This is a genomic window from Nonomuraea sp. 3N208 (genome assembly GCF_052245935.1).
GTDB lineage: Bacteria > Actinomycetota > Actinomycetes > Streptosporangiales > Streptosporangiaceae > Nonomuraea.
On record NZ_JBQQBR010000044.1, the window covers coordinates 34925 to 55719 of the forward strand.

Below are 20795 nucleotides of genomic sequence, written 5' to 3' on the forward strand. Positions count from 1 at the left end.
AGCGTTATGATCGGAACGCTTGTTCCGGTTAACATACGGAACAAGCGTTCCGCATGTCAATGCCCGCGGAAAGGACGACGATGAGCGACCAGGCCAAACCCTTGCGCGCCGACGCCAGGCGCAATCAGGCCCGCGTACTGGAGGCAGCCGACGAGATCCTGGCTCGCGAGGGCCTGTCGGCCTCGATGCGCACCATCGCCAAGCACGCCGGAGTGGGCCTGGGCACGATCTACAGGCATTTCCCCACCCAAGAAGCGCTCTACCAGGCCATCATCATCGAGCGCATGCGCCGTCTCATCGCCGAAGCCGACACTCTGCGCACCACCGACGATCCGGGGGCGGCCTTCTTCGGCTTCTTCACCCGCATCGTGGACAACGCCAAGCAGAAGAAGACCCTGGCCGACGGGTTGGCCGACGCCGGCATCGACCACAAGGCCGGCCTGTCCGACATCCGCCGCCAGATGCGTGAAGCCATCGAGGCCCTGCTCACCCACGCCCAGCAGGCCGGAGCCGTACGCCAGGACCTTCACATGCCCGAAGTCCTAGCGCTGCTCAGCGCCATCTGCATGGCCGCTGAACGCAATCAGTGGCCCGCCGACCTGCAATCCACCGCCCTTGCCCTTCTCTTTGACGGCTTCCGCCCCCGCTAGCTCCTGGCCGACGGACCAGAACGCGACTCGCTCCTTCGCCGCGACCACGATTCATGGCTCCTGTCCAGGGACCGGCGATTCCAGATGAAACTCCCCGCGCAGATGAGGCCGATCAGGAACGGATGGACGGCGCCGCGTTCGACGAGGACGTCGCCCCCGGAAATGAGGTCGGCGAAGTAGGCCACCATCGAAACCAGACCGATCACCCCAACCGTGACCAGCGCTCGCCCGAGTTTCGGAGAAAGTCCGACGCGCCGGTGCATGCTCCGGAGCACGATGGCCAGGACGTTACCGCCGATGAAGCCTGACGGCTGGCCGATCTGGGTGTCGGCAGTCCGGGCCGGGCCGAGAACACGACATGACCTGCGCCCGCACCCACGGCATGCTGGAGGCCCTGTCGCTCACCGCGACCGAGACCGGCCTGATCACGCTCACCCACCTGGGCTACGAGGGGGCCAGGGAGGTGTTCAGGAGCCGTTCAAGAAGCCCAAGGACGGCGAACTCACCGAGCCGCAGCGCGCTTTCAACCAGCTCATACGAGGCATACATGGGATCGGCGAACGGGCAAACACCCTGCTCAAGACCACGTTCAAAGCCTTACGACGAGTCAGCCTCGACCCGCGCCGGATCACCCAAATCGCCGCCGCAGCCCTCGTCCTGCTTCAACTGAAGCACGGACGAACCGTGTAAGGCGATCACGAACCGCAACCAGCGGTTACAGGGAAAGGTTCATTGAGATGATCTCGTGCGCACAGCAGAGCAAGAGGTAAAGCCGTGATCTAGCGGGGGGCGCCACCCAGTTGGAATTGCAGTCCGTCATCGGCACGCAGGACATGCCCAGCATGGACGGACTCGGACGGCTACAGGCCTGAGCTCCGAGCGGCGCGTCCTGACCCGGTTCCGCACCGAGCAGCCTCCGTACTCCATCCTCAACGGCGGCATCGAGCGGAAGGTATTTTCCGTGATCCAGGAGGACCGCATGGGCACTCGTCACACTCGACCAGGCCGTCGCAAGAAGGGCCCCTGGTCAGGTGGGGCGTTCGAGACCGGCCGCTGGATCGTCCGAGCGGACGGCGGGACCGAGCGCGGGTACCTCTGTCTCTTGCGCTAGGCAGAGCCGTACCTGGTGATCGCGCGACCGTCGACGCCTTCGAGACCGCTGCGGAAGAGGTGCGCAAGGTGTGCCGAACGGCATGGCCGCCGCGCTAGCGGGGCGCTAGTGGGGCGCTAAGGCGTCGCTAGTCGGCGGCTAGATTTTCGTCGAACCGACGGCTGGCGATCAACGCCAGGTGCGGGTCGGCGGAGCATGCAGAGCCGGCCCTTGAATCCTCTTCGATGGGGGTGCAGGGCGAGACGGCCTGCTCTGTCACGCTTAGAGGAGCCGCGATATCTCGGTCGCGGCGCTGAGCACCAGTGGGACGATCGTGCTCTCATCGCGCACACCGATGGTGACCACGCCCACGCTGGCGTCAGCCGGTCGCCCGGGCGTGGTGATCGGGACGGCGACACCCCACGCCCCGGGTTGTAGCTCACCCGCGGTGACCGAGTAGCCGGTGACGCGGGCCTCGGCTATCGCCGGGCGCTCGCCAGGGCAGGGCGGGCGGCCGGCCAGGATGGCGATCCCCGAGGCGCCGCGGTTCGCGGGATGCCGGGTGCCGGCGCGATAGCTGACGTGGATCTGTGAGGCGCGCGGCTCGGCCACTGCGAGCACGACCGCCTGGCTCTCGTCGATGTCGAGCACCGTGATGAAAGCGGTGGCGTTGCAGGTGTCGGCCAGCACCTGGAGCGCGGAGGCGGCCGCGCTGCGGAGCCTGTGCTGCACGGCGGCGTTGAGCTCGACGATGCCCAGGCCGAGGGTGTAGCGGGTGCCGATCCGTGCGACCAGCCGGTGGTTGCCGAGGGCGGCCAGATGGCGGGAGACGGCGTTGCGATGGATCCCGGCCAGCTGCGCGAGTTCGGTGATCGTCAAACCGTCCGGATGGTCCCTGAGGATCTCCAGGAGTCGCAGTCCGGTGTCGATCGTCTTCGAGCCCGCCATGGAGGCGGCCGTGCTGTGTTGCTCCGCGGTCATTGGACGCCTTGGCGAGGTACGGGGGTGTAGCGCACGGGCAGGTGCTTGATGCCGCCGATGAAGTTCGACACCAGCCGGACCGGTGGTCCGGCGAGTTCGACGTCCGGCAGCCGCCAGAGCAGTTCCCGGTAGAACACGCGGAGTTGCAGCCGGGCGAAACGGGAGCCGAGGCACACGTGCGGGCCGTCCCCGAACGAGATGTGGTCATTGGGTCGGCGTGCGATGTCGAAACGCATCGGGTCAGGGAACTGCCGCTCGTCGAAGTTGGCGGCACCGTGAAAGACGACGACCTTGTCGCCCGCGGCGATGCGCCGCCCGGCCAGGACGGTGTCGCGTACAGCGGTACGCCGGAAGCTGAGGACGGGGGGATGCCAGCGCAGCATCTCCTCGATGGCCGAGTCGAGGAGCTCAGGCTGATCGAGCAGCCGACGATGCTGGTCGGGATGGTCGAGCAAGGCGAGCATCCCGCCGGGCAGGGCCGAACGCACAGTGTCGTTGCCCGCGATGACCAGGACAAAGAAGAACATCGACAGTTCGGGATCGGTGAGACGCTGCCCGTCCACCTCCGCTGTGGCGAGCGCGGTCATGACGTCGCTTGCCGGATTCCGGCGCTTGTAGGCGGCGAGGGAGTGAGCGTACTCGAACATGTCGGTGAGCATGGCCGGGGATCGCGGGTTGGCCGGCTTGCCGTCCGGGCCGTGAACGACTGTCGCGTGCTCAGGATCCTGGTAGCCGATCACGCGGTTGGTCCACTCCAGGATCTGGCCGCGGTCGGCGGAGGGGATGCCGAGGAGATCCGCGAGGTTGTGGATCGGGTAGTCGTCGGTCACGTCCACCGGCAGGTCGCACTCGCCTCGCTCAGCGATCTCGTCGACGAGCAGACGCGCCCGTGCCGCGATGCCGGTCGTGAAGCGCTCGATGCGCCCGGCGGTGAACACGCCGGAGACGATCCGCCGGAGCCGGCCGTGGTCCGGCGGATCGAGGTTGAGCATCGTGCGCCGGATGAACGACAGGTCGGCGGGGTCCGGGTCACGGATCTGGGTGGCGCCGAGCCAGGAGCTGTACTCGATCGGCGTGCGTAGCACGCGTACGACGTCCGCATGGCGGGCCACCGCCCAGAACCCGGGCCCTGCCGGCCAGTCACCGACTTCGTGCTCCTCCTGCCAGTGCACGGGGTCGTGGTCGCGCAGCCAGCGGTACGTCTCATGCGGGATGCCTTGTGTGTAGATGCGCGGGTCGAACACGTTGACCGTCGTGTTTGTGTCGGTCATGGACATCCCATCTGGAGATCGTCAGGCGGACAGGAAACGTTCGATGGCGGACACCAGGGCCAACGGTGTCTCATCCATCGCGTAGTGGCCGGCGTCTGCGAATGTCAGCAGCTCGGCGTTCGGGTACCACTGCAGCCACGTACCCCGCATGACGTCGGCGGAAAGTGCGGGGTCGCGCTCACCGGCGATGACGAGCACAGGCGTGGCGGCGCCGGCCACCTCGGTGTGGAAGTCGGTGCGCGCCCAGGCGTCCAGGTAGGCCCGGTAGGCGGTCACCGTGGAGTTTCGCTGCGAGTTGTCCACCATCTCATCGAGCCATGTGCCCGGAAGCCGGTTGCCGGTGGTGAGATCGATGATCGCACGACGGTTGGCGGGCTCCTCGGCGGAGCCGGAGAACAGCGCCCACCCGTCGTCGTCGAACGGCACGCCGGAGGCCGGCACCGGAGAGATGCCGACGAGCTTGCGGACCCGGCCGGGCGCGTCCAGCATCACCCGCTGCATCGCCGTGCCGCCCATGGAGTGACCGACCAGGGAGAAGGTCTCCCAGCCCAGCTTGTCGGCGAGTGCTGTCACGTCGGCGGCGATCTCGGCGAGGGTGTACTCGCCGGTGAGGTCGCGGGCCTCGCCGTACCCCCGGTAGTCGGGGAAGGCGTAGGTGAAGGCGTCGCTGTCCAGGTAGGGCTGGATCTTCCTGAAGGAGCCGCGGTCTCCGAACCAGCCGTGCAACGCGATTACGCGGTGTGGCCCGGAGCCGTGGACGTCGTGGGGAAGAACGACGGGGGACATGAGGGATTCTCCTTCGTGTTCGTGGCGCCGGATGGGGAACGCTCAGCGAATGTCCTGCCAGGCGGCACCTCGCCCGCCCGTCGGGCGTCGCCGAGGCACTCCAGGCTGAACCAGACGTACTTGCCGGCTTCGTGCCGGACGGCGCCCCACTGGTCGGCCTGCGCCTCCACCAGGAACAGTCCACGCCCGCTTTCGGCGAGGAAGTCAGGGGCTCGCTGCGTGGGGAGGGTCGGATCGGTGTCGCAGACCGCCAGCCAGACCGTGGTGTTCCCCGCCCGCACGTTGATCCTTATGTCGGAGGATCCCCGAGCGGGAGGGGTCGCGTGCTGGACCGCGTTGGTGACCAACTCACTGGTCAGCTCCATGATCGTCGCCTCAACGGCGGCGCAGAGAGGCAGATCCCAGGAGGCGAGCATCGCCGACACCCAGCGGCGAGCGATTGATGACGCGATCGGGGAGCAGGGCAGATCGCACCAGCCGGAAAGCCGCCTGCTCGTGAGGTCGGTGACGACGGTCATCGCGTGTTCGCTCCGATTGGCGGTGAAGGGCAGGGTGGCGTGCCGTTACGGCACCGCGCGACGCCTTTCTCCTTGGTGGCTCCCGGGCCCGCGCCACTCTCCATGAGGCGCCTTGATAAGGCGGCGGCAGGTCCGACCTCGGGTTTCAGGCAATGCATCGCGAACACGGCGTGAACTTCTCCCCGGGATGCCCAAATATTGGGCATGATGGTCAAAAGATGGGCGCGCAGCGAAGAAAGCATCGATCGGAATAAGGCTGCTGTCAACGCGAATGGCACAAAATGTGGATCATTCGTGTTGAGGCCGGTATGCCGGAGACATTCCTGTGGGGTGGCATGCCGAAGACATCGCTGTCAGCGTTGGTCCGTGAGGTCGGCAGCGAAACGCGAAGCGAGCGTCGCGACCGCGGCACGGAGTTAGGGTGACGGTCGTGTCCAGGTGGCTCGGCTGGCGATGCCCTAGGGCGGCGGCGAATGTGGTCGGGGCCGGGCTGGGTGGCTGCGCACGGCCGCGCGGCCGGGCGGCGGGCCGTCAATGTCGGACGGTGTGCGGGTGCGGGGGCGGCCGCCACGACCGGCGCGCCGCGCCTGGTGCGCTCGTGTGCGCTGGGCTTCCCGCCAGGCCGGCGGCCGCTGGGGGTGCCCGTTGCGGGGCCTTGCCCCGCAGGTAGGACACCAGGAACGCCACGATGCGGGATGAGGACGGCACGCTCACCCCGGCCAGCCAGTCGTTGGTTGTCCGGGCTGGTGGCGATCAGAAATCCATGCCTGCGGCCAGTGGTGTTCCTGAGGGGTTGGGGGTGTCAGTGCAAGGGAACCGCGCCCTTGCCGGCGAGGGCCTCGGCGAGGCGGTGGGAGTCGCCAGTGGGGGACTGTAAAACTAAGTTGACACTCCCCCCGAGCAGGCAAGCGCACATGGAAGCGTCGAGGCCCTCTCCTGGGGCTGGACCGGTGATACGTCAGCGCTGCTTCAGCACGCCGATCAAGCTCGTGAGGCTGTTCTGGCCGTGGCCGGAGGTGATGCCTTGGCGGAAGATCCTCAGGACGGCGGCCGGAATTGAGTCATCAACGCCGGATGCCTGTGTGGTGTGCAGCACATGTTCCATGCTCGCTGCGCCCATGGAGATCCGGTCGACGTCCCCCTCGTGGTTGCCCGCGGTGATGCGTGGCGCGTAGAACTCCAGGAAATAGCGGAGGTCCATGGTCTTCACCGCGTGTGGCAGGAAATCCTCGGCCGAGATGCCATTGGCCTCCGCCACCGCCTGGCCGTGCAGGTAGCCTGCCAGCGCCGTCCAGAACATGTCGATCCCGATCTGGTAGTACAGCGCCGCCAGTCCGGGGTCCTCGCCGAGGTACTCGATCCCGGTCAGCACCTCCAGCGCGGGTCTGCGCCCCTCGATCGCGTCCTTCGGGCCGCTGTAGTAGGTCATGGCATCAGGCGTGCCGATGCCCGGAGGCGGCACCTGCACACCACCGGTGATTTGCACGGCCCCGCGCTCGGCCAGCCACGCGGCCGCCTGACGTGCCCTGTCCGGGGTGTCGGAGGTGAGGTTGACCAGGGTATGTCCGCCCAGGGCGGCCCCCGGGGCCTGCGCCAAGATGGCGTCCATCGCGTCGTAGTCGATCAGGCTCAGCACCACCAGCTCGTTGGCGGTGAGCGCCGCCTCGACGGACTCAGCCCTCCTCGCGCCCCGCGCCACCAGGTCGTACGCCCTGGCAGGCGTTCGGTTCCAGACGGTTACCTCGTAGCCGCTGTCGAGATAGGCACCGGCCATGGCCTGCCCCATGGGGCCCAACCCGATCACCGTCACAGACTTCATCCACGCACTCCTCAAGACTAGAACGAACGCTCTATCTAGAGGCACGCTAGCACACGCTAGAACGAACGCTCTACCTAGTACGATGGGGCCATGCGGACCCAGCACGAGATCGGCACCCGGGAGCGGATCGTCCGTACGACCTCCCGACTGATGCAACGGCAGGGATACGAGGCGACGGGCCTCAAGCAGATCTCCCAGGAGGCCCAGGCCACACTCGGCTCGGTCTACCACTTCTTCCCTGGCGGCAAGCGGGAACTGGCGGTCGAGGCGATCCGCCACGGGGACAGAGAGTTCACGGAATTCCTGCGCGCGGCGTTCGACACGGACGACGATCCAGCCGCGGCGATCGTCGCCTGCACCCGCGACCTGGCCAAGGGGCTGCGCGCGTCCGGCTGGCTGGACGGTTGCCCCGTCACCACCACGGCGCTGGAGAGCGCCGGCCGGGTGCCCGAGATCCAGCAGGCCGCAGAGGACGCCTATGAGAACTGGCGCACGCTGGTCCGCGACAAACTCACCCGCTCCGGCTTCGCCGACGACGTGGCGCACGACCTCGCCCACAGCGTGATCAACATGCTGGAGGGCGCGGAGCTGTCGGCGCAGGTGTCCCAGAGCGAGGCGCCGCTGGAGATCGCCGGCAGGCACCTCGCACGGCTTATCGACTCCTACCGATGAGTTGAGCCGGCTTACGGCTGTCGCGCCGGCTTTCTGAGCACCTCCGTGAGGGCCGAGATGTTCTGATCGCCGTAGCCCGCCTCAACTGCCCGCCTCACCAGGTCATGGAGCGGGGCAAGCCAGGCCGTGTCGACGTTCGTCTCCCTGGCCAGGTCATCGTCGTGGGCCGCCGCCGCCAGGAAGACGTTCACCGAGGAGGCGGCGTCGGTGTAGTCGCCGCTGTCAATCTCCTTGGCGTAGATCGGCAGCAGGGACTTGATCATGTCCAGCCACTTGCCGGCGAAGCGCACCATCGTGTTCACCTCCAGCCCGCGCGCCTGGACCGCGGCGGCGCCCTGGAAGAAGCCGACGAGAGCCGGCAGCAGCATGGCACCCACCGCCATCTCGTACAGGGCAGCCAGGTCGGCCTCGTCGCCGAGGTGGACGGTGTCGCCGCCCAGCACCTTCAGGGTCGTCTCGAACTCCTCGAAGACCGCCTTGTCGCCGCTGTAGTACAGCAGGGTGTCCGGCGCTCCCACGGCCGAAGGCACGTTCTTGACCGCGCCGGCCAGGAACCGGGCGCCATGGTCGATGGCCCAGGCGGCCGTCTCGCGGGCGCCAGCGGGGGAACCGCTGTTGAGGGTGACCAGGGCCCGTCCATACAGCGACGCGCCGGCGGGCCGCAGTGCCAGCCGGGTGTCATCGAAGGTGGTCAGGCAGGTGATGACCAGGGGACTTGCCGTTACCGCGTCCTCAATGGCCTCCGCATGCCTGGCTCCCATGGCGATGAGGGGCGCAGCTTTGGCGGCGGTTCTGTTCCAGACGGTGGTCGGGTGTCCGGCCTTGACGAAGGCCTCGGCCAGTGCTGTGCCCATCGAGCCCAGTCCGATGACGGTCACGGGTGTCATGTTCTTTGCAGTCATATGCATACTCCAGCCACAGGGATAAGGAGACGGGCGCGCTGTCTTGGAAACCGTTGTGGCCTGACGCGGGCCTGGTCCATGCTGGCCGGAGCGCCTGCATTCTCTCAAGTACCTACATTTGTGCCGGGTACTGACATAAGTGTAAGTATGGGCCGGTGAAGGAGACGAAGAAGCGGACGTTCACCTGCGGTCTCGACGCTGCCATCGCCGTCATGGGAGGCAAGTGGAAGGGACTGATCCTGTTCGCGCTCCAGGAGGGTCCCCTGCGCTTCGGGGAGTTGCGGCGCGCGGTGCTCGGCATCAGCGAGCGGGTGCTGATCCTGCAGTTGCGGGAGATGGAAACCACCGGGCTGCTGCATCGTGAGGTCTATCACCAGGTCCCGCCGAAGGTGGAGTACTCGCTCACCGAGTTTGGCCATTCACTGAACACCGCGATGGCACCGCTCGGGGAGTGGGGCGAGGAGCACGTCGAGCGCATCGAGGCCATCCCGTGGGACCAGGTGGGGTGAACTGGCGCGGATGGATCGGCAGGCCTCATCACCGCCTGGCTTTACACTCCCGCCCACCGTCGATACCGCCACGCACCCGGCCTACCGACTCGGCGAGACGATCAGCCGTTATCGATGAGAATGATCTTGCTTGGGGCGCCCCGGGGCAGAAGTGATATGCGGGTTGGATAGTTGCTGGTCAGCGTCCCGCGAGTACCGCGTAAGCGGTGGAGCGGCCGATTTTGAGGGTGCGGGCAGCCTCGGTGACCGAGACACCGTCGTCGACCAGGTGGCGTAGTGTGGCCAGCTCGGCGGGGCCGATGACGCGCGGCCGGCCGGTTTTCTTCTTGCCAGGCAGCATGGCACCGGTGGCTTCGCGGCGCCTGGCGGCGGCGATTCCCTCGGCCTGGCGCTCGGCGCGCAGCTCCAGCTCGTATTCCGCGGCTGCGGCCAGGACCGCGAACATGAACCGGCCCTCTTTAGTGGCCAGATCAAAGTTCTCCGTCAGCGACACCACCGTGATGCCGCGGTCGCGGAGCTCGTTGACGGTTGTCAGCACGTGTCCCGCTGAGCGGCCCCACCGGTCGGACTTCCAGAACTTCAGCGTGTCGCCCGCGTTGGGCAGCGCCAGGAGCGCCTCCCATGCCGGCCGCGCGACACCGCGTTTGCCCGACTCCTTTTCCATGACCAGTTCGTCGTAGCCGCTGGCCGCCAGGGCGTCGAGCTGGAGCTGCGGGTTCTGATCACGCGTCGAGACGCGTGCGTACGCCCAGACGGTCATCAGCCACCCTCCCGGCGGTGTCCAGAAACATATACCTTTCCGGACACCTTAGCGACCAGGCGCGACACCGTCCAGAAACCTCTATCCAGAAAACGCCGCGGCACAGCGCGCTCGCGCACGAGGCGGCCCGGCCGGCAGCACCCCCGGGCAGCGACACGCGTGGGCGCGCCGTACAGACGAGGTCTGTTAATCACGACATAGCATGACCTGATGGGCATTTCCCGGCTCTCCACAGATGCGCGGCAGCGGCGCAGTTCCGAGATGCGCGCATTCCTCCGGTCGCGGCGAGCCCGGGTGATGCCCGCTGACGTGGGCATGCCGGCAGGCGAGGGCCGCCGTACGCCCGGGCTGCGGCGGGAGGAGGTGGCGGTGCTCGCCGGCGTAGGAGTGTCCTGGTACACCTGGCTCGAGCAGGGACGCGACATCAACGTCTCCGCCGACGTCCTGGACGCCATCGCCAGGGTGCTGCGCCTGGAGCCCGCAGAGCGCGAGCACCTGTACCTCCTCGCCGGCCTCAACCCGCCGCAGGCGGCGCCGTCCGAAGGACGGGTCCCCGATGCCGTGCGGCGGCTGCTGGAGGGCTGGCTGCCGCGGCCCGCGTACGTCATCGACCGGCACTGGAACGTCCTCGCGGTCAACCGCGGGGCGGAGATCGTGTTCCAGTGCAACGAGTACGACCACAACTGCCTGGTCAGCTTCTTCACCAACGCCCGCTACCGTGCGGCAGTCGTGGACTGGCACGACGCGGCGCGAGCTATGGTCGGCCTGTTCCGGGCGGACGCCGCCCGCTACCCCGACGATCCCGAATTCGGCCGCCTGGCCGCGGACATGTGTGCCGCGAGCCCCGCCTTCGCCGAGATTTGGGCGGAACTCCCTGTGGGCGGTCCCACTCACGGCACCAAGGCCCTGGAGATTACCGGCCTGGGGACGCTGACCTTCGAGGCCACCACTCTGCCGCTGCCCGAACTGCCCGGCCACCGCCTGTGGCTGCACACCCCCGCGCCTGGGACGGGAACGGAGGCCCTGCTGGAGCGCTTGGTGGTGGTGTCAGACCCAGGTTCAGCCAACACTGCCGCGTAAGCTCCCGCCGCTCGAGGATCGTCGGTATGAAGCGATTCACGAACAAAACAGTTTTGATCACCGGCGGCACCAGCGGCATCGGGTTCGCGACCGCGCGCAGGCTTCTCGATGAGGGCGCGTACGTCGTCATCACCGGTCGCGACCAGGTCCGCCTCGACACCGCGGCAGAACGCCTGGGCTCCGAGCGGGTCCTGCCCGTCCGCGCGGACGTCAGCGTTGACGCCGACCTCGATCTCCTCGTGCGGCGCGTCGAGACCTGGCGCGGTGCCCTCGACGCGGTCTTCGCCAATGCCGGTATTGCGGACTTCAGGCCAGAGTTCACCCCGAAGGACTTCGACCACACCGTCGGAATCAACTTCAAGGGAGTGTTCTTCACGATCCAAAAGGCGCTGCCGCTGATGGGCGACGGAGGCGCCGTCGTCATCAACGCATCCTGGACCCTGCACCGCGGCCTCCCGGCCGCCTCGATCTACGCCGCTAGCAAGGCTGCCGTGCACAATCTCGCCCGCACGCTCGGCACCGACCTCGCGCCGCGTGGCATCCGCGTCAACTCCGTCAGCCCCGGCTACATCGAGACCGAGATGTACCGGTCCGCCATCGACCCCGACGCGGAGGCCCGCATCCTGGCGGAGGTGCCGCTCGGCTCGCTCGGCCATCCGGACGATGTCGCCGCTGCCGTCGCCTTCCTGGTCTCGGACGACGCGTCGTACATCACCGGTCAGGACCTCGTTATCGACGGCGGCCTCGTGGGAGCGGCGCCCCTCGGGCTGCGCCTTTGACAGCCATACAACAGTCGTAGCAGGCCCACCGCTACGCCGCCTCGGACAGGGTGGTGAAGTCGATCTCGGGCAGGTCGGGGTCGAAGCCGTCGGGACGCAGCCGTAGCACGTCGGTCGCGTACAGGCCGAAGCGGCTGATGTGCGCGGTCAGGTAGGGCGACAGCTGCAACGCTTGGTTCGCCTCCCCACCCATCAGCCGACGCTTGGTCCAGCCCTTCCTGCGCTGGTGCTCTGAAGCGCGCACCCTGCCACGCCTGCAGATCCCGGTTCACAGCACCGAAAACCCAGCGCCGCTCACTCAACACCGTCGCATCACGCTGATCCGGCGCATGTTCACCGAGGAGACCCTGCCGCTACTCGACCGCGTCGTCGCGTTACTGATCCTGCTCTACGCCCAACCGGTTACCCGAATCGTCCGCCTCACCATCGACGACGTCAGCCACGACGGCGACCAGCTCTTTCTCCGGCTTGGCGAGCCGCCCTCGCCCGTTCCCGCGCCCTTCGCCGCACTGCTGCAGACCTACATCCAGACACGTCCGAACACCGCGACGGCGACGAACCCGAACAGCCGCTGGCTCTTTCCGGGACGCCGAGCCGGGCAGCCGATGACCACCGAAGCGCTCCACGGACGGCTTCGGAAGGCGGACATTCCACGGCTTAACGCACGGACCGCCACCCTCCGCCAGCTCGTCCTTCAAGCTCCCGCTTCCGTCGTCGCCGAGATGCTCGGCTACCACGTCGAACATGCCGAGAACCTCGCAGCTGAGGGCGGCGGAACATGGAAGACCTACGCTCCTGGCGATCACACACAGTGATGGAAAGCTCCGAACGGCCGGGAACTCAGATCAGTCAATCAACGGCTCCTGCCAGTTCTGACCCCCTCCTATGACCAAACCACCACCAGCGGCCGCTCTGGTCGCACGGCCCATTGCGTCCTCGACGCTTTGGCCTGGCCACGACCACCGGCCTTGGGGGCATTCTCGCCGACAGGAAGACCTGAACAGCTCCACGCGAAGTCGTCCAAGCCTAAGTGTCGTGTCGCAGTTCAACACGTGTCCCTTCCGCCAACTTCATCTGAAAGGGACAACCGGCGCCCAGGGTGCCCCTGTCGTCGCCGCTCTCGCCGCCGCGAGCAAGTCCGTGACCGCTCTGACCCGCAACCCGGACGCCGTCGTGGACGGCGCGCGTCGTGGCCGCCGGATACTCCTCCACGGAGGAACTGACCGAGGCGTACCGGAGTGCCGACGGGGTGTTCGTCCACCTGCCGGTGGTCTCCGAAGAAGATCGCCAGACCTACGCGCGCAACATCGTCGCCGCCGTCCGCGAGGGCCGCCCGGCCCGCGTGGTGTTCTCCACCAGCGGTTACCCGATCCACCCCACCGGCGACGACGCGGTCTCGGTGCTGGTCAGGGACCTGGCTGACAGCGGGGCGTCCCATGCGGTGATCGCGTCCGAGCTGTACCTGGAGAACCTGCTCATGCCGTACGTCATCGACACGGTCCGTGAGCGGGGCGCGCTGCCCTACCCGATCCGGGCGGACTTCCCCGTGTCCTGGGCGTCGCACCTGGACATCGCCGACGTCGCGGTCGCCTTGTTCGAGCGCCCGGACGTCACCGGCGTAGTCTCCGTCGGACAGGACCCGGCGATCACCGGACCGGACCTGGCCGAGGCGTTCGGCGCCCACTTCGGCAAGAACGTGGTCTTCGAGCAGATCACCGCCGAGCAGTTCCGCACCTCCGTCGCCCCCCTGATCGGCGAGGGCCCCGCCGCCGACGTGGCCGGGGCTTACGCGGCCATGAGCACGCTCCCGGACCGCTCGATCACGCCCGAGAACTCCGCCCAGAAGCTGCTCGGCGTCACCCCCGCACCACCGGGCAGTGGCTGACCGACATCGGCCTCTGACCGCAACCACTGTCGGCTATGGCCGAGTTAGGCGGCAGGACTTGGCAGGCCGCGGTACTCCGTGGGTGGCCTGCCAAGTCCTCGAGAACCGCCGACCGCCCACACCAAAGCCCGCCCGCCCACTTCAACACGCTGAACTTGACAGGAACCCAGCTGGAAGGCCTACGCGCGAGCGGAATTCGGGATCGGCCACTCCCATGCCAACCGCACCCGGTGGATGGCGCCATGGCGGCCAGAGCACGAGCCGCACTCCAGAGAGCGAAATATGAGTAGGGGCTACTCATGTCCCGGCGGTGGGCCGCGGGACAGGGGTCACGGGAGCCGGCGCCGAGACCGCGTTCGCCCCCGACAGCTGCGCCAGCGGGTACGTCTGGCGCGGCGCGCGGTCCAGCGACCACGTGTGCGTGGACCCGTCCGTACGCGACCGGACGCGGTCGGAGAACGCGTCAGGAGTCTGGCACGCGTGCACGACCGGGTTTGTCTGGCGGGAGGCGTACCCCGGCGACTACCGGTGCGTGGTCCCCAGCTCCCGCACCCAGGCGCGGCGCGACAACGACAGCGCGGCCCGCAGGCTCGCGTGGGTCATCATGATGAAGCGCAATCACGCCGGCAAGGGGCCCTCTTGTGACGGCGAAACCTGCTCCACCACCAATGAGGGGCCGTACCAGACCGTGGCCGTCCGCGGCTACTACCTGACGCCTGGCACCCAGGTCACCGTCCAGGTCAAGCGCTCCTCGGATGGCGGGGTGCTGTGGCAGGGCCGTGCCACCGCGCAGTCGGGCGGCAATGGACCGGCGGGCAGCTACTCGGTCGACACGGGGCGCGTCCTGTGCGGCGGGAGCTCGTTCAAAGCGCCGCTTACCGCGTACGTGGTCGTACGCGGCGACGGCGGACAGTGGTCGCCGCGCGTGCCGATCGCCTGGCGGTCCTGCTCACTGCTGTGATCATGGGCACAGGCCGCCGGTCGACCACCGGCTCCGCGGCGTCGTAGGCACAGCCTTTGCAGCCAGTTCCAACCCAGGTCCCAGTGGTGATCGTTATCACTGTGAGATGAGACATCTCCGCATGCTCCTGGGCACGTTACTCGTCGCCGGAACGCTTACCGGGCTCCCGGCTCCCGCGAACGCGAGCGGTGAGGCGACAACGGTCGACAGCGTACGGCTCGACACGCCGGAATCGATTCGCGCCTACTGGACCCCGGAACGCATGGCCCAAGCCAAGCCGAAGGACATCGTCCACGGCGCGAACCGGGTCGCGCCCGGCCGGCCGGTCGAGGCGATCGGCCGAGAGGAGACCGTGGCCGGCGCCGTGCCCGCCCGGCTTCCGGCGTTCTCTTCGATCGGCTCGCTGGCGTTCTTCGCCACCCCGACGGTCGGCAAGATCTTCGGCATCGACTCGGCAGGCCTCCTTTTCAGCTGCTCGGCCGGCGCGGTGCCGGGTCCGGCGCGCAATGTCATCGTCACCGCCGGCCACTGTGTCCACGACGGCCCCGGCACTGGCTGGGCCAAGCAGGTGATCTACATGCCCTACTACAACCAACAGCCCGACCCGTGGTACGGCTCGTGGACGGTCGCCTGGATGCACGTCTACAAGGGCTGGAGCCAGGAAGGCAAGGACGGCTACGACTACGCCTTCGCCAGCGTCTGGCCGCGCGGCGACGGCGCCGTGCTCGGTGACGTCACGGGTTTCAACGGCATGTCGTTCAACCGCAACTTCAGCTACTCGGGTTCTCTGTGGGGCTATCCGGGCATCCCGCCGAGTGAGGGCGGCTGGCAGTACAACTGCAGCGACACCGTCGTGGTTGCCATCGGTCTCAGCCCCTACGCGAACGACTGCCCGCAGATCGCGCAACACGGCGCGAGCGGCGGACCATGGATGTACGACTACCGGAACGACCGCATGTGGGGCTACGTCACGACGGTGACCAGCGAAGGCCGTATCGGTGGAACGGTTTTCGGTCCTTTCTTCGGTGACAACGCCAAACGGCTGTGGGAGACCGCCGGCGAGCGCGGCGCCAACCAGAGCTGAGGCGCTGTGCCTTTCAAGTGCCGGCGCACACACCGGCGCACACAGTGGACAGCATGAGCCGTGCGAGGAAGACCATGGCCCAGCCCCCTCTGGGGATCGTGGCCAACCGGTCTTCGAGGAAGACTTCGGTCCGCAAGAAGGCTCTGGCGCCCGCCAAACCGCCGGAACCTTTCGGAGTCGGGATGGCATCGCATTCGGGCTGGCGGTCATGGCGTTCTTCTGTGCTCTCTTGACGGGTTCGAGGAAGATGATCATCTGGTCGGGCGCGTCGGGGAGTCTCCTTCTCATCGTGATGATCGTCGCTATCTTCGTCGGAACCTGACTGCCCGGGCAGCGAGGAGTACCGCTGGGTCGTCGACGGGTTCGCCCAGGGCGTCCAGCGGGTGAGGGCGCATGCCTACTCCTGCGCAGTTTCGGGTACTGCACGCGGACCGGTGACCGCCGGGACCGAAGATGATCCGGGTGCCCGGGATATCTGCCTGCCCGTCAGCTAGAGCCGCTCCAAGCCGCTGGAACGAGGGTCCAGATGATGTCGGCTGAGGTGGAACCCGTGTTGCGCCAGTTGTGTGGTTCGCGACCCGAGAAGGTCAGAGTGTCGCCGGCGGCCATGACGACCGTGCGATTCGTGAAGAGTACTTCGAGCTCGCCGGCCAGCACGTGCAGCACCTCCACGTCGCAGTTGATCGTGTAGAGGTCGTCGCCTCCGCTGGCGCCGACGTCGAGGGAGGAGCGCAGCACCTGCACGCGCGATTGGCTGCGCGGCGTAAGCATCCGCTCGACGAGGCCACGACCACCCAAGTTGATGCGCGGAGCGTCCTCCATGTGCACGACCTCGGTGTCCGGCTCCTCGAACAACGAACCTATCGGCACCGACAGCACCTGGCACAGAGTGACGAGGGTGGCCACGCTGGGGGAGGTCTCGTCTCGCTCGACGCGACTGAGGAATCCCTTGGTCAGGTTGGTCGCCGCCGCCACCTGCTCGATCGTCAGGCCCTGCACCTGGCGGCTCGCCCGCAGACGAGCACCCACGCGCACCGGGGAACCGGATGGTGTCGGATGCATGGCCCTCATGAAGTCCTCACAGCTCGATGATCGACGCGACAAGCCAGCGCGTTCCATCTGGACAGGAACCGATCAGTGCAAGCAGTTTACCGCAAACTGTTGCCTTATATGCACCAAAGGGTGCCTAATGGTAATCACGGCAGGCGCGAACTGCTCGCCATGATCCGTGCACCGCGCTCGGTCGACCTGGTCGGCGCCGACCTCGTCGAAGTCCCACCTGCTCCGTCCACGCTCAGGTAACGGCGATGGCCGCATCCCACGTGGCGTACGTGCTCCTCTCGGCCATGAACGCCGGTCCCACCCGCTGAACCCGAAGCTCCGGAAGGAACGATGATGTCCGCCACCGCAGAGGCCACCAGCCGCGACCGTGTGATCGAGCAGCACTCGATCGACTATGCCCCCCACGCCGAACGCCGCTGGGCGGAGCCTCGGGCCACGAGCGACATGACTCCGCATGTCCTGGCGGGAAACGGCATCCCGTCGTTGACGCCCGGCATGATGAAGGCCATCGAGGAGGAGGAATTACTCCAGGAGTGGGAGAGGCTCCTGGACGTCCAGACCTGGGCGCTGGGCGAGAGTGAAGTCGCCTGGCTCCGGAGCGGGGAATTCGGCGCCGGCCGCGGAGTCCTCGAGGTCGGCAGCGCGGCGGGCGGCTACGGGTGTTTCCTTGCCCGCAACTTTTCCGGCACCCGTATCTTCGGGGTGGAGGCGAACCCGCATCTCGCGGCAAGATTTCGCAGGGGCGAAGCGGCACCGCCGAACTACAGCATCGAGGTGTCCAAGATCGGCGAGGACCCGATCCCGGAGGCCGTGCGCGGGCGGTTCGACAGGTGCATCTTGCGCTTCGTGCTGCAGCACGTCTCCGATCCCGCACGCGTCTTGAGGGCCGTCCATGACGCGCTTCCGGTGGGCGGCCGGATCTATGTGATCGAGGAAGACCTGTCCTTCCTGACCACGCGGCCCGATTGGGAACCGTTCCAGGTGACGAGGGATGTCTGGCTGAGGGTCACGGCGGCCGGCGGCACCGACGGCATGATCGGCAGCAAGCTGCCCCGGCTCGCCGAGGAGGCGGGGTTCACGGTCGATGATCTCAACATCGTGCTGCGGAACAACGTGGAGATGGGTGCCGCGTTCGGTGACTACCTGACGAGTGTCATCACGCTGTTCCAGAAGAACAGCCCGGATCTGGTCACCGAGGACGAGGTCAGAACGGTCGCCGACGGGTTCGAAGCCTCGCGCGATGACCACGCCGGCCATTTCGTCGCCACGTATCCGCAGTTCCTGATGATGGCGACAAAGGTCGCTGACCGCACCCATCGACACTCGCGGCGCCTCGCTCGTGGGGTTGGCGTTCACTGAACCGCCCGGAACCAGGTCATGGATCTTCATCCGTACCGACGCGGCGAACCAGCCGATCGCCTTCGGCAACCTCATATTTCCCTAGGTCGGCCCGCTCGCGACCACGCTCAGGTAGTAACGGCGATCGCCGCATCCCACCCGGCGTACGTGATCCTCTCGGCCATGAACGCCGGTCCTATCCGCTGAACCCGAAACTCCGGAAGGAATGATGATGTCCACCACAGCAGAAGCCACAAATCGCGACCGTGTGATCGAGCAGCACTCGATCAACTATGTCCCCAACGCCGAACGCCGAGGAAAGGTCTGGCACCAGGGTCCGTTCTGGTTCGCCGGCAACTTCGTGCTGCCCACGCTCACGACCGGATTCGTCGGCCCCGCGATGGGACTGAACGTCTGGTTCAGCGTGTTCGCCGTGCTGCTCGGCGCGTGCTTCGGCACGTTCTTCATGGCCTTCCATGCCAACCAGGGGCCACGCATGGGGCTGCCACAGATGATCCAGTCGCGCGCTCAGTTCGGCAGCCGCGGCGCTCTCGTGCCATTCGCCGCCACGGTTTTCGTCTACGTCGGCTTCCTGGTGTTCGACACGATCCTGGCCACGCAGGGCATCGGCATGTTCGCGGACGTGAAGCTGTTCTGGTATCCGGTGCTCATCGCAGTCTCCATTACCATCGCGGTGGTCGGGCATGACCTGTTACATCTGGTGCAGCGCTGGCTGACGTACATACTCATCGCGGTGTTCGCCATTGTCACGGTCGTCGCGATCGTGCACTTCTCGACGACACCAGTGGTGCCCGACGCCGCCGCCGTTCAGGCGGGCTGGGACACGACGGCCTTCCTCGTGCAGTTCTCGCTGGCCGCGGGCTACAACATCAGCTACGCCGTTTACGTTTCCGACTACACGCGCTACCTGCCGGCGAAAGTCTCGGCCCCCGGGCTCATCTCCTCGGTGTACGCGGGGGCGGCGGTCTCGGCGGTCTGGCTCATGTCGCTCGGCGCGGTCCTGGCCAGCTACATCCCGAACGCGGACCCGATCAGCGCCCTGCGCGAGGTCGGCGACCTGCTGTTCCCCGGCTTCGGCACCATCACCGTGATCGTGTCGGTGCTCGCACTCATATCGGTCATGGGCGTCAACGCATACGGCGCCATGCTGACCGGAACGAGCGCCGTCGACGCTTTCAGGCAGGTCAAACCGACGGTGCGCCTGCGAGTGATCGGCCTTGTGATCGTGGGAGTGGCATCCCTCATCATCGCGCTGTTCATCCCCGACAACTATCTCAACAGCTTCACCAGCTTTGTGCTGCTCATGCTGTACTTCCTCGTACCGTGGACGGCCGTGAACCTTGTCGACTTCTACTTGGTACGGCGCGGCAGGTACGCGGTCGCCGAGATCCTGAAGCCGGACGGACTGTATGGCCGCTGGCAGTGGCGCGGTGTCGTCGCGTACGTGATCGGAATTCTCGTCATGATCCCGTTCGTCTCGATCAGCTTCTTCGTGGGACCCATCGCCGAGCGCATGGGCGGCGCCGACTTCTCGTTCGCAGTCGGACTCGTCGTTTCCGGCGGCCTGTACCTGCTGTTCTCGCGGAACCTCGACATGACCGCCGAAGCAGCGGTGCGAGAGACGAACGAGGTGGAGCTGGAGGGATCAGTACAGTGAGCCGCGCCTCGCTCGCTCAACCGCCCCGGCATGTCACCGTCGCATGCTGCCAGCTCGAACCGGTACTCGGCGCCGCGGATAAGACGCGGCGGCGGATCCGCGGCGCTGTGCTCGAGGCCGCCGCCCGCGGCGCGCAGATCGTCGTGCTGCCCGAGCTGGCGAACTCCGGCTACATGTTTCACGACCTCGACGAGCTGCGGAGCGCGGCCGAGCCGCTCGACGGCGCGACGATCCGTGAGTTGAGGGCGCTCGCATCCGCGCACGGGCTGGTCGTGGTCAGCGGATTCGCCGAGCTCGACGGCGTGGACGCGTACAACACCGCCCTGCTTATCGACGAGACCGGCCTGCGCGCCACGTACCGCAAGGCGCACCTGTGGAATGGCGAGAAGAGCTGCGGTTTCACGCCCGGCTCCGACCGCCCGCCCGTGATCGACACACCGCACGGGCGTATCGGCATGATGATCTGCTACGACCTCGAGTTCCCGGAGTGGGTGCGGCTCGTCGCACTCGCCGGCGCCGAAGTACTGTGCGGGCCGGTCAACTGGCCCCTGTACCCGCGGCCCCAAGGCGAGCGGCCGGGCGAGATCGTACGTGTGCAGGCGAATGCCGCCATCAACCGCATGTTCGTCGCGGTCGCGGACCGCGCGGGCACCGAGCGCGGACAGAAGTGGCTCGGCGGCAGTGTCATCGTCGACGCGGACGGCTACCCCGTGACGCAGCTGCACCTCGGTGAGGAGGTTCTCATCACGGCGACCGTCGACCTCGCGCAGGCGCGCGACAAATCAATCAGCATGCTCAACGACGTACACACGGACCGGCGCCCAGAACTGTACGTCGAATCGGAGAAATCATGACGCAGACCACCGTCGCCATCCTTGCCGCCGTAGCCTGAGGGCGCAGCCGCATAGCTGAGATCGGGGTTCGACAACACCTGTACCGCCGCCCGTACGTCGGTACGGGCGGCGGTATG

The 20795-nt window shown here is 67.1% G+C and carries 22 protein-coding genes and 1 pseudogene; 14 read left to right on the top strand and 9 right to left on the bottom strand.

Annotated features, from left to right (window positions below):
* The first annotated feature begins 80 nt into the window (after positions 1-80).
* The 3 genes and pseudogenes from ACTWPT_RS46945 to ACTWPT_RS46955 form a co-directional block, all read left to right on the top strand.
* Positions 81-650: a TetR/AcrR family transcriptional regulator gene (locus ACTWPT_RS46945; protein WP_443184032.1), complete on the top strand. Its 570-nt coding sequence runs from the start codon at positions 81-83 to the stop codon at positions 648-650.
* A 53-nt stretch (positions 651-703) separates the two neighbouring features.
* Positions 704-958: a hypothetical protein gene (locus ACTWPT_RS46950; RefSeq protein WP_443184033.1), complete on the top strand. Its 255-nt coding sequence runs from the start codon at positions 704-706 to the stop codon at positions 956-958.
* A pseudogene (locus ACTWPT_RS46955) lies at positions 954-1340 on the top strand (transposase family protein); the annotation flags it as partial. The gene ACTWPT_RS46950 and the pseudogene ACTWPT_RS46955, both read left to right, overlap by 5 nt.
* 682 nt (positions 1341-2022) lie before the next feature.
* Here the strand turns inward: ACTWPT_RS46955 and ACTWPT_RS46960 are convergent.
* The 5 genes from ACTWPT_RS46960 to ACTWPT_RS46980 all read right to left on the bottom strand — a co-directional run bounded on the left by ACTWPT_RS46960 (position 2023) and on the right by ACTWPT_RS46980 (position 7115).
* Entirely contained in the window at positions 2023-2721 is a 699-nt protein-coding gene (locus ACTWPT_RS46960) for an IclR family transcriptional regulator (RefSeq protein WP_443184034.1), read from the bottom strand.
* Positions 2718-3992: a cytochrome P450 gene (locus tag ACTWPT_RS46965; RefSeq protein WP_443184035.1), complete on the bottom strand. Its 1275-nt coding sequence runs from the start codon at positions 3990-3992 to the stop codon at positions 2718-2720. Before ACTWPT_RS46965 ends, ACTWPT_RS46960 begins: the two co-directional genes overlap by 4 nt.
* Positions 3993-4013: 21 nt before the next feature.
* The gene (locus ACTWPT_RS46970; RefSeq protein WP_443184036.1) at positions 4014-4778 is read right to left on the bottom strand and encodes an alpha/beta fold hydrolase; all 765 of its coding nucleotides are present in this window, start codon (positions 4776-4778) and stop codon (positions 4014-4016) included.
* Positions 4724-5296 carry an ATP-binding protein gene (locus tag ACTWPT_RS46975; RefSeq protein WP_443184037.1) on the bottom strand — a complete coding sequence of 191 codons (573 nt, stop codon included), beginning with the start codon at positions 5294-5296 and terminating at the stop codon, positions 4724-4726. The genes ACTWPT_RS46970 and ACTWPT_RS46975 overlap by 55 nt, the downstream gene beginning before the upstream one ends.
* Before the next feature lie 958 nt (positions 5297-6254).
* Positions 6255-7115 (bottom strand): NAD(P)-dependent oxidoreductase, encoded by an 861-nt coding sequence (locus ACTWPT_RS46980; protein WP_443184038.1) that lies wholly within the window; start codon positions 7113-7115, stop codon positions 6255-6257.
* Between the two features lie 90 nt (positions 7116-7205).
* Between ACTWPT_RS46980 and ACTWPT_RS46985 the strand changes: the two genes are divergently transcribed.
* Positions 7206-7787, top strand: coding sequence for a TetR/AcrR family transcriptional regulator (locus ACTWPT_RS46985; protein WP_443184039.1), 582 nt, complete (start codon positions 7206-7208; stop codon positions 7785-7787).
* An 11-nt stretch (positions 7788-7798) separates the two neighbouring features.
* Here ACTWPT_RS46985 and ACTWPT_RS46990 read toward each other — a convergent pair whose 3' ends face one another.
* Complete coding sequence (locus ACTWPT_RS46990; protein WP_443184085.1) at positions 7799-8674, bottom strand: NAD(P)-dependent oxidoreductase; 876 nt, start codon at positions 8672-8674, stop codon at positions 7799-7801.
* A gap of 170 nt (positions 8675-8844) precedes the next feature.
* Between ACTWPT_RS46990 and ACTWPT_RS46995 the strand changes: the two genes are divergently transcribed.
* Positions 8845-9198: a winged helix-turn-helix transcriptional regulator gene (locus tag ACTWPT_RS46995; protein WP_443184040.1), complete on the top strand. Its 354-nt coding sequence runs from the start codon at positions 8845-8847 to the stop codon at positions 9196-9198.
* A gap of 178 nt (positions 9199-9376) precedes the next feature.
* Here the strand turns inward: ACTWPT_RS46995 and ACTWPT_RS47000 are convergent, their stop codons facing one another.
* Positions 9377-9958, bottom strand: a complete 582-nt coding sequence (locus ACTWPT_RS47000; RefSeq protein ID WP_443184041.1) for a recombinase family protein — start codon at positions 9956-9958, stop codon at positions 9377-9379.
* Positions 9959-10168: 210 nt separating this feature from the next.
* Between ACTWPT_RS47000 and ACTWPT_RS47005 the strand changes: the two genes are divergently transcribed.
* Positions 10169-11038 (top strand): helix-turn-helix transcriptional regulator, encoded by an 870-nt coding sequence (locus tag ACTWPT_RS47005; RefSeq protein ID WP_443184042.1) that lies wholly within the window; start codon positions 10169-10171, stop codon positions 11036-11038.
* Between the two features lie 26 nt (positions 11039-11064).
* Positions 11065-11817: an SDR family NAD(P)-dependent oxidoreductase gene (locus ACTWPT_RS47010; RefSeq protein ID WP_443184043.1), complete on the top strand. Its 753-nt coding sequence runs from the start codon at positions 11065-11067 to the stop codon at positions 11815-11817.
* Between the two features lie 31 nt (positions 11818-11848).
* Here ACTWPT_RS47010 and ACTWPT_RS47015 read toward each other — a convergent pair whose 3' ends face one another.
* A complete protein-coding gene (locus ACTWPT_RS47015) occupies positions 11849-12010 on the bottom strand; it encodes a hypothetical protein (protein ID WP_443184044.1) in 162 nt (53 codons plus the stop codon).
* Positions 12011-12020: 10 nt separating this feature from the next.
* Between ACTWPT_RS47015 and ACTWPT_RS47020 the strand changes: the two genes are divergently transcribed.
* From ACTWPT_RS47020 to ACTWPT_RS47035, 4 genes are all read left to right on the top strand, one after another.
* Positions 12021-12632, top strand: coding sequence for a hypothetical protein (locus ACTWPT_RS47020; protein WP_443184045.1), 612 nt, complete (start codon positions 12021-12023; stop codon positions 12630-12632).
* A gap of 374 nt (positions 12633-13006) precedes the next feature.
* Positions 13007-13702 carry an NmrA family NAD(P)-binding protein gene (locus ACTWPT_RS47025; protein WP_443184046.1) on the top strand — a complete coding sequence of 232 codons (696 nt, stop codon included), beginning with the start codon at positions 13007-13009 and terminating at the stop codon, positions 13700-13702.
* Positions 13703-14012: 310 nt separating this feature from the next.
* Positions 14013-14663 (top strand): hypothetical protein, encoded by a 651-nt coding sequence (locus ACTWPT_RS47030; RefSeq protein WP_443184047.1) that lies wholly within the window; start codon positions 14013-14015, stop codon positions 14661-14663.
* A 106-nt stretch (positions 14664-14769) separates the two neighbouring features.
* On the top strand, positions 14770-15747 hold the full coding sequence (locus ACTWPT_RS47035) for a trypsin-like serine peptidase (protein ID WP_443184048.1): 978 nt from the start codon (positions 14770-14772) through the stop codon (positions 15745-15747).
* Between the two features lie 486 nt (positions 15748-16233).
* On the opposite strand, the gene ACTWPT_RS47040 is transcribed toward ACTWPT_RS47035, so the two are convergent.
* Positions 16234-16776, bottom strand: a complete 543-nt coding sequence (locus tag ACTWPT_RS47040; protein ID WP_443184049.1) for a helix-turn-helix domain-containing protein — start codon at positions 16774-16776, stop codon at positions 16234-16236.
* 366 nt (positions 16777-17142) lie between these two features.
* Here ACTWPT_RS47040 and ACTWPT_RS47045 point away from each other — a divergent pair, with 366 nt between their 5' ends.
* The 3 genes from ACTWPT_RS47045 (at position 17143) to ACTWPT_RS47055 (ending at position 20679) form a co-directional block, all read left to right on the top strand.
* The gene (locus ACTWPT_RS47045; protein WP_443184050.1) at positions 17143-18168 is read left to right on the top strand and encodes a methyltransferase; all 1026 of its coding nucleotides are present in this window, start codon (positions 17143-17145) and stop codon (positions 18166-18168) included.
* 211 nt (positions 18169-18379) lie between these two features.
* The gene (locus ACTWPT_RS47050; protein WP_443184051.1) at positions 18380-19825 is read left to right on the top strand and encodes a purine-cytosine permease family protein; all 1446 of its coding nucleotides are present in this window, start codon (positions 18380-18382) and stop codon (positions 19823-19825) included.
* A complete protein-coding gene (locus ACTWPT_RS47055) occupies positions 19822-20679 on the top strand; it encodes a nitrilase-related carbon-nitrogen hydrolase (RefSeq protein WP_443184052.1) in 858 nt (285 codons plus the stop codon). Before ACTWPT_RS47050 ends, ACTWPT_RS47055 begins: the two co-directional genes overlap by 4 nt.
* Positions 20680-20795 lie beyond the last annotated feature (116 nt).